General features: G+C 56.7%; 7 protein-coding genes and 4 pseudogenes. 5 read left to right on the top strand and 6 right to left on the bottom strand.

Annotated elements, in window-relative coordinates:
* The coding region (locus tag IGW03_RS39220; protein WP_369122970.1) for a DUF5372 family protein at nucleotides 1-167 on the bottom strand (167 nt) is incomplete at its 3' end.
* 44 nt (nucleotides 168-211) lie between these two features.
* Between IGW03_RS39220 and IGW03_RS36690 the strand changes: the two are divergent.
* Nucleotides 212-412, top strand: a pseudogene (locus IGW03_RS36690) (IS3 family transposase); the annotation flags it as partial.
* A gap of 49 nt (nucleotides 413-461) precedes the next feature.
* Here the strand turns inward: IGW03_RS36690 and IGW03_RS36685 are convergent.
* The 3 genes and pseudogenes from IGW03_RS36685 to IGW03_RS36675 all read right to left on the bottom strand — a co-directional run.
* Nucleotides 462-653, bottom strand: a pseudogene (locus IGW03_RS36685) (helix-turn-helix domain-containing protein); the annotation flags it as partial.
* 996 nt (nucleotides 654-1,649) lie between these two features.
* Nucleotides 1,650-2,065, bottom strand: a pseudogene (gene tnpA, locus IGW03_RS36680) (IS200/IS605 family transposase).
* Between the two features lie 578 nt (nucleotides 2,066-2,643).
* Complete coding sequence (locus IGW03_RS36675) at nucleotides 2,644-3,036, bottom strand: CAP domain-containing protein (RefSeq protein WP_194727320.1); 393 nt, start codon at nucleotides 3,034-3,036, stop codon at nucleotides 2,644-2,646.
* A gap of 35 nt (nucleotides 3,037-3,071) precedes the next feature.
* On the opposite strand from IGW03_RS36675, the gene IGW03_RS36670 reads away from it, so the two are divergent.
* Together IGW03_RS36670 and IGW03_RS36665 are read left to right on the top strand one after the other, a co-directional pair.
* Nucleotides 3,072-3,341: a hypothetical protein gene (locus IGW03_RS36670; protein ID WP_194727319.1), complete on the top strand. Its 270-nt coding sequence runs from the start codon at nucleotides 3,072-3,074 to the stop codon at nucleotides 3,339-3,341.
* Between the two features lie 552 nt (nucleotides 3,342-3,893).
* Nucleotides 3,894-4,412 (top strand): transposase, encoded by a 519-nt coding sequence (locus IGW03_RS36665; RefSeq protein WP_194727318.1) that lies wholly within the window; start codon nucleotides 3,894-3,896, stop codon nucleotides 4,410-4,412.
* 65 nt (nucleotides 4,413-4,477) lie between these two features.
* On the opposite strand, the gene IGW03_RS36660 is transcribed toward IGW03_RS36665, so the two are convergent.
* Nucleotides 4,478-5,649, bottom strand: a protein-coding gene (locus IGW03_RS36660; RefSeq protein ID WP_438943715.1) for an IS3 family transposase whose coding sequence is annotated in 2 segments (ribosomal slippage) — nucleotides 4,478-5,382 and nucleotides 5,382-5,649 — 1,173 coding nt in all. Because the reading frame shifts where the segments join, the coding sequence is not laid out codon by codon here.
* A gap of 62 nt (nucleotides 5,650-5,711) precedes the next feature.
* On the opposite strand from IGW03_RS36660, the pseudogene tnpC reads away from it, so the two are divergent.
* Nucleotides 5,712-6,737 (top strand): annotated as a pseudogene (gene tnpC / locus IGW03_RS36655) (IS66 family transposase); the annotation flags it as partial.
* Nucleotides 6,738-6,747: 10 nt separating this feature from the next.
* Here the strand turns inward: tnpC and IGW03_RS36650 are convergent.
* Nucleotides 6,748-7,395: a winged helix-turn-helix domain-containing protein gene (locus tag IGW03_RS36650; RefSeq protein WP_194727316.1), complete on the bottom strand. Its 648-nt coding sequence runs from the start codon at nucleotides 7,393-7,395 to the stop codon at nucleotides 6,748-6,750.
* Between the two features lie 570 nt (nucleotides 7,396-7,965).
* Here IGW03_RS36650 and IGW03_RS36645 point away from each other — a divergent pair.
* Nucleotides 7,966-8,225: helix-turn-helix domain-containing protein (locus tag IGW03_RS36645; RefSeq protein ID WP_194727315.1), on the top strand; the 260-nt coding region annotated here is incomplete at its 3' end.

Raw genomic sequence — 8,225 nt, 5'->3', positions numbered from 1 at the left:
GACACCATATTGAAAGGATCCTCAGCCACGAGGCTAGTCCACATAGCTGGGAGGGAGCGCAGATGACCCGTAGCGTCGTGAAACCAAGCCCGGTCTTCATGCCAGTTTTGCGCGTGAAGAACTAGCTCGAATTCCTGTGCGAAGAGGGGGTGATAGGGATGTGTTATCCGGAAACGCCGGATTTGATCCGGCTTAACAGGCGCAGTTGACTGCTTGTTCCAATGCGCCGGTGGAGAGCTTCTTCAAGACCCTCAAGGTTGAATACATCTACCAGACCCGTTATGAAACGCGAGCCCAGGCACGGCTGGATATCGTGGACTGGATCGAAGGGTATTACAATCGTCAGCGGATTCATTCCTCGACCGGATATCTCACTCCGATTCAGGCTGAGGAAACGCTTATGGCTGCATGACTTGCTGTACGTGGAAACGAGGCAGGGTCAGCTTGCCGTTGTTGGTTCGCCGCCGTACCACAGTCTGCTGGTGAGCCTGTGCTGGCCGGTAGCCCCGCTCGCCGCGGTTGCGCTGCAGCTCCCGGCTGATCGTCGACTTGTGCCGCTTCATGAGCATGGCAATGCTGCTGCAGTCATGTCCTGCCTTCTGCAGTATGTAGATCTGGTATCGTTCGTCTTGGGATAGGTGTGTGTCGCGCATTCCGGGCAACAGTGACTTGGCGGTCTTGGGGTTCGGATGCTACCGCATCTTCCCTCCTGCCTTAGTTCATCAAGTTGCACTTCCCAATTGAATCCGCCGATGGTATTCGGCCGGATGAAAACCCAATCAAGGTACCGGCTTGAGGATGCGCAAAAGCAGCGAAGCCTATGTTCTTTTAGCGATTCCAAAATTGGTATTTAAAGGCAATCATTTTCTGATTTCGCGTCCCTCTCAACGTCAAATTCATTAGGAATGCATTATTAGGGGTGTCGCTTCTGGCTTAGAGTCCGCAAAAACGCAGCATTCCGCCGATGTTTCCTAATTATTGATGTCGTCGTGGATTTGATGCCGAACTTCTGGTCACCGCTTCACAGTATGGTTGATGACTGCGTATCACGGCGGGATTCTCGTGGTGAACGATAGGTCAGTACACTATGGGGATGTCGTCCAGCCACAGATGGACAGGGTCCGCCTCGCCATTTGGGACAGAGGAGTTAAATGTGGCAGGCATGACGCGCCAGCCGAAAAAGAAAGAAGATGACAATACTGGTGAGGTGCTGCTGAATGGCACAGCGGCCAAGCCCTGGATTGGATCGTAGCCTCCTTGATGTTGGGCCCTCGAGGTGAGGCTGCTCGGTACTGAAACGGAAGAGGCCGGGTCCAAATTAAAGCAGGGCTTCACCCGTAAACTGAAACCAAACCAACGTTGTCGCCGATACGGCGCTCTCGTGCCCAAAGGCCGGATGAGCGAGGCCATAGTTGCACTTGTGGCTATCGCTACAGCCAAGACGAAAACACCGCCATGCCCTGACTTGCGTTGGATGAGGGAAGGCAAGTACTGAATTGGCGCGATCCAGGTGTGCCTCACACAAAACACGCCATCTATCGTTGCGCAAGCGCTTAGATTAAGCAGTTCATACAGGCGCTTGCTTCACAGAAGTCGCCCCGGTTTCTGACGGCAGCAGATTATGAAAGGCGTGCAGATTAGTATTGCGCTTAACAGAAGCGCCGTAAAGCCTCGCCATTCATGGCGGGGATATAAGGCGCCACTGGATCCGGAGTCTGTTGTTGCTCGATATACTGACGCAGGACTTCGATTGGCGCATCTGCGCATGAGGCAGCGAAATAGGACCTGCTCCACAGTCGACTATCGTTCCAGTCATGCCGAGTCATGTCCGGAAAGCCCCTCCGCAGCAATCGGCTCGACACGCCCTTGAGGCTGTTGACCAGCTTCGACAACTCAACATGAGGTGAATACTCGACCAACAAGTCGGCGTGGTCTGCATCGCCGTTGAACTCAACCAGACGTACATCGAAGTCGTGACAGACTTCGGTAAAGATATGGTTGAGATGCGCCGCCGATACTTCGGAGTAAACACCAAATGCGCATATCGAGGGAAATAGTCAGACATGCTTGTGCGGCGAGCCGGTACCAAAGACGCTGAAGGATCGCTGGCATTCGTGCCTGGCCTGCGGCATCGAGGGCGAGCGCGACTGGATCGCATCGACTATTGTTGAGCACCAGGCTTTCGGCACGGTGAATGAATCGCTGGAAAGGGCTAGCGTGTAGCAGGTCCTTGGGCGTACCTTGGCGTTGCTCAACACACGTGGAGGGCACGAAGTCTTGTGCGGGGAAACCCGCCCTGGCCGGAAATCGACATCCGTAGAGTCCCCTGTAAAGCGTGCACCTCAAGCAACCGGAAAATCGAGACAAACGCGGGTGGGGAACCTACCGTAGAAGGCAAGACCGGCCGGCATCGTGAAGGCAGAATACCGCCCAAGCGTTGCCGGTCGGCGCCGAGACCCTCGATCGCGACCTGGAGGTCTTTCTGGAAGCCTCCGCGTTCACGCGGAGGAGGATGTCACGGACTTTACGACAACTATCACCCGGCCCTCCCGTCACATCCATCAACATGGCTAAAGGAAGAGCGGTCCACAGACCGCCCCGACCTTGAAGGACGCCGCCAATCAATCACCGGTGGCTGTTTCTCTAACGCGGCGCGCCAAGTGACATCGTCCAGTATTGCTTGTACGTCGAATTGCTGGATGCGACACAAGAGACCGCCACCTCTGTGAAATTGGGATTCATGATGTTCGCACAGTGCCCTGGGCTGTCATTCCAGGATTTCATGACGTCTGCAATCGTCTTTTGTCCTGCGGCTATGTTTTCCCCGGTGGTACGCCAGTTATATCCCGCGGCAGTGACTCGCTGGCTTGGTGACCGACCATCAAGCCCGGTATGGGAAAAATAATTTTTCGTTGCCATGTCAGTTGAATGACCTGCTGCAGCCGCAAACAACTTGCTGTTCCACGCCAGGGCTTTGGCCGGTTGGTATAGCGTGCTGCCACAATAGCGCGATCCGGCACGCATTTCATTAATCATACGGAGCACCTCCGACTGAAAATTGGCTAGTCCGCATGTTGTTGCAGCCGGCAATGCTGATGGCGCGGGTGCTGGTGCTGGTGCTGGTGCTGGTGCAGGTGCAGGTGCAGGTGCAGGTGCCGGCGCAGGTGCCGGCGCAGGTGCAGGTGCAGGTGCAGGTGCTGGTGCTGGTGCTGGTGCTGGTGCTGGTGCTGGTGCTGGTGCTGGTGCTGGTGCTGGTGCTGGTGCTGGTGCTGGTGCTGGTGCTGGTGCTGGTGCCGGTGCTGGTGCTGGTGTGGATGGCCACCACGGCCAACGAGAACTAGACCACATCAATAATGGCGCGGATTCGCTGGTGTTAGCAACGGTATCACCGCCATCTTCGCTTGGCTCGGCGGCCGATTCGCTTTGCTCGATGTCCGCCCGTGCTTGCGCGACTTCGGATTCTGTCGTCACTACCGGTACCGGCTCCGTTGTCACAGCAGCCGAGGTCACCGCCTGATCAGTTTCGTTTCCAGCATCACCGCCACAAGCGGTGAGCAGCACTGCGGCACAGATGGCAGTTATCAACGGTGTCGTACCGTACAGCTTCGTTACTTCTTTCAAAACTATCTCCCTATAATATCCAGCGGCCCGTAAGCCGCCCCCTACCTCTGATATTGCAAGTGGGAAATCGTTCAAATAAGATATTAACGAGTGGTAACAACGATTGACGAGTGGATGCGGTTCCGAACGCATTGAACGAACGCTGTCTTAGACCTGACCGTGAAGCCAGCATGGACTACGCATTTGCAAGGTAAGCGGTCATTTAACGACGTCTATCCATCGACACTCCATGCTGGGATGATGGTGTCCACCAGTACAGGAGGTGGACACCCATGGAAGAGAATCACACCAAGTTGAGAGTGCTTGGTCATGACCGGGGCGGCCGATGCCAATATAACGCAGCCAGCAAACGTACTCTAGTGGAGGCATGCCTGCGACCTGGCGTGTCGGTGGCGCGGCTGGCGCAGGAGAATGGCATCAACGCCAACCTGCTACGCAAGTGGATTTCGCGGTATCTGCTCGAGCGCGAGCGCAACCTAGCTGATCTGGACCCGCCCGGACGTGTTGGCACGCCCCAGACGAACGCGTCCTCGACTGTGGATGTTGCACTGATCGCCCCGGCCCCGGAAGCGATTGAGGCGGCATCGACCTTCGTGCCCATCGTGGCGGCCAGCCCAGCGCCGGTTGCGGCGCCGTCGATGCCACCGGCGCCGCCATCCATGACGCTGGCCTTGCATGTGCACCTGCCCAATGGCGTGCATTTCGATCTGCACCATGCCAGCCTGGAGACCGCATCGGGCGTCATCCATCTGCTTGGGAGACTGCCGTGTTCCGGTTCGACGCAGAACTGACGGCCTATGTGCATCGCGATCCGGTCGACTTGTGAGGTCGGTCGGAGATGGTGTATGCCAACGGGTTAAGCAGCACTCCTATGTGGAAGATAGAACTGCTGCGTGAATGCTACTGGTGATAGATAGTCCAGACGCTCCTGCTTGCGTTGACGATTGTAAAACAGATCGATGTATTCGGCAATTTCCCGCCGGGCTTGGTCCCTGGTAGCGAAACGCCGATGGTAGATCAATTCATTCTTGAGCGTACCCCAGAAGCTTTCAATAGGCGCATTATCGAAACAGTTTCCACGCCGGCTCATCGAGGCGTGCATGCCAAACTGCCGCACAAGGGCCTGGTACTCCAGGGCACAGTATTGACTTCCCCTGTCGGTATGGTGGATAAGACCAGGCGGCGGTCGGTGGGTAGCGGTCGCCCGGAATAGTGCCTGCATCACCAGATGCCGAGTCATGCGTTCGCTCATTGCATAGCCAACCAGTTCTCCGCTAAACAGGTCCTTCAAGCCTGCCAAGTACAACCAGCCTTCGTCGGTGGCAATATACGTGATGTCTCCGCTCCAGACTTGGTTCGGAGCACTGCAAGTGAAGTCTTGGTTGAGCAAGTTAGGCGCAATCGGGAGAGTATGTCGGGAATCCGTCGTCGCCTTGAGCCGGCGCTTTTGCTTGCATCTGAGCCCGAGCTTCTTCCGCAAGCGCTTGATTCGGTGCACTCCGACGACTACACCATGATCGGCCAAGTCCCGTTGCAGTCGCTCGGGGCCACAGGTTTCGCGCGTTCTACGGTGTGCGGCTCGAATCTCCAACTCCAAGCGAGGTTCCAGTTGTGAACGCACTGATGGGCTGCGCTTGCGCCAGGCGTAATAGCCGCTCGTCGACACTTGAAGCAGCCTGCACATGGCTGGCAATGGATGCTGGCCACGCAGTTCGTCCATCGCGGCGTACTTCACTTCGACTCCTTCGCGAAGTACGCCGCAAACTTTTTTAGTAGATCCCGCTCCATCTTGACTTCTGCCAGCTCCCGCTTGAGCCGGTGAAGTTCTGCTTCTGCCTCTGTCAGTGGCTTCTGCTGCTGCCCAATCTCGGCCAGCTTTCCATTACCCGATACACGTAACCAGTTGGCCAACGTCTTGAGCGGAATTGACAGCCGGCGCGACGCTTCCGATGTGCCGACCGTCTTCGCCAGATTGACCGCTTCCTCGCGTACTTCCTTTGTATATCTTGCCCTTGGTATTCGATTCATCTTTGCCCCCGTTCCTCAATTGTACAAAACGTTGGCATCCACCTTTTTCAACCGACCTCAGACTGTTCACCGAATCGGCACTGGCCTGGATCGCCACCGGCAAGTACCAGTTCGGCATGCCACTGTATCGCCAGGCGGTGCTGCTGCGCCGCTTCGGTGGCGACATCTCGTCGAACACGGTGGCTGCTGGCATGGTGCGCGTAGGGCTGGCCGTGCAGCCCGTCATCAATCTCATGCGCGATGCCTTGCTGGAGAGCGAGCTGCTCTACTGTGACGAGACCACCTTCCAGGTGCTCAAGGAACCGGGCCGGCGAGCGCAGACCAAGAGCTACCTGTGGGCGCAGATGAACGGCGGTGCCGGTCCGCCGATCCGGCTGTTTACTTACACGCAAGGGCGCGGCGGACAGCATGTCCCCAATCTGTTTGACGGCATCAAACCCCGCACGGCACTCATGTCCGATGGCTATGCGCTGTACGACGGCATTGCGTACGATTACCAGCTCATGCACCTGGGTTGCTGAAGTCATGCCAGGAGGGGCTTCATCAAGGCCGAAGATGCGCTGTCCAAGGCGGCCCGCTCGGGTGAGCAGTTGGCGACCCGCTTCGTGCAGCTGATTGCCAAACTGTATGCAGCCGAAGCGCGTAGCGCAGAATGGGACGCGATGCGGCGATGGCGTCTGCGCCAGCGCTACAGCAAACGGGTACTTGGGCGTATTGAGCAGCTGCTGGTTACGCACCGCGATACGATGTTGCCGGGCAGCTTGCTAGGCAAGGCCATGTACTATCTGAGCGGGCAGTGGCCCAAGCTGGTGCGCTACGTCGACAATGGCCAGTGGCCGATCTCGAACAATCCTTGCGAGAACGCGATCCGGCCCTTCGTCATCGGCCGCCGCGGCTGGCTCTTTAGTGACACCGTTGACGGTGAACACGCCAGCGCGAACTTATACTCGTTGGTGGAAACTTGCAAGGCCAACCGTATTGATCCGTACCGCTACCTCGCCTGGCTGTTCAGAATGCTGCCGCTGACCAACCACGTCGACGACTACGACGCGCTCCTGCCTTGGAACATGCCAACAAATCTCCGCTAACGCTCCAGCATCATCCTGAAATGTAGAGGGGCGTGTTCATTGATCGCTTACGAGCAAGCAATTCGGTTTCTCCTGTTTGCCCGCTCGCAGAAAACGGCAACACTGCAAGCGTCGCGGTCGTGGAAGGGTCAGACAATTCCTTGGTTGTCGTATCGTCAGCATCATTCCAGTAGATCAGTCCTATGAGGATCCATACCAAAAAAAACGCACTCGCATAAAGATCATGCTTTGTCATACTGATGGTTGGCGCGCGTGTCGTTGACGCGTCGACCGGCGATGACAATACCTTGGGCTGTGGTGCCACAGATATACACGTTGGTTCGGCAAGCTCACTGCGCACCAACATATAGCCGCGCCGCGGCACCGTCTTGATCAGCTGGTGCAGCGGGTCATGCAATGCACGACGGATGTCACTAATGGTCTGCACTAATGAGTCGTCAGTGACAGCCATGCCCTCCCAAACTGTATTGAGAAGCTCCTTCTTGGTGACGACGTGCCCGACACGGAGCGCAAGGTGCCTGAGAACCGCAAACGCTTGCGGACGCAGTTCACAGACAACGCCGCCTTCGGTAAGCAGTTGTTCGCTCGCCAGATCGACCACGAAGCCTGGCAATCTTATCAGGTCGGCGGGCGTGTTCTGGTGTTGGGTGTGGTCCATGGCTAGTCGTCCTCGCGTAGACCGGTGCTAGTCCTCGCCGTTGACTTCCACAATGTAGGAGCCCAAACCAAGCAACGTCTGCGCAGCATCTAGGCGGGGTCGTCGAACGACCGTAATTGATCGGCGAACCTTCAGGAATTTTCGGCACTGGCTTTATACGCTGAAGGCCTGACTGTTAGTGCCAGGCCGGTATTATTCTGTGCTGGCCGGCAGTGAAGTCATAGGGTACTCGATACGGTCACCAAGAAAAGGAAGCCAGCCCCTCATGACTACTTTAATGTGCGAGAGGCAACGCCAAGCGATGCGGTCGCACTTCCTGGAGAAAGGATGCAGCCTTCAGTGAACACGTCAGTCGTCAACGGCGCGACAAGTCAATCCAAGGCAGAGCAACTGCATGGCGGCGCGAGAGCGCAGGCGAGGTGCCAGCGACGCAGCAATTCTAACGACGTCGTGGCAGCATCGTATGTCTGTCACAGTAAGGTGATACTTCAGGAGATGATGATGATCATAAAGAACTTCGTCGCAACGCTAAGCACGAAAACAAAAGGATGTTGACCTATACTGGATATCATGAGTGCGCAGGAGGGCATTGCCATGAGCGGGATCCATCTAACTGCCGAAGAGCAACTGCAGCTTGAGCAGACCTTGCGTGAAACCCACGACGCGCACCAGTACAAGCGCACACTGGCGATTCTGGAATACAGCCGCGGCCGTCCCATCAAGGAGGTTGCGCAATCGCTTGGCGTGACGCGGCAAAGCATCCACAACTGGGTAGTGAAGTTGCAGCAGCAAGGCACATCACAGGCCCTCGTCGATGGAGCCCGTCCGGG

This window comes from Noviherbaspirillum malthae (genome assembly GCF_015352985.1).
GTDB lineage: Bacteria > Pseudomonadota > Gammaproteobacteria > Burkholderiales > Burkholderiaceae_D > Noviherbaspirillum > Noviherbaspirillum malthae.
The sequence above is the reverse complement of the archived record's forward strand: the minus strand, read 5'-3'. Positions and strand labels throughout refer to the sequence as shown.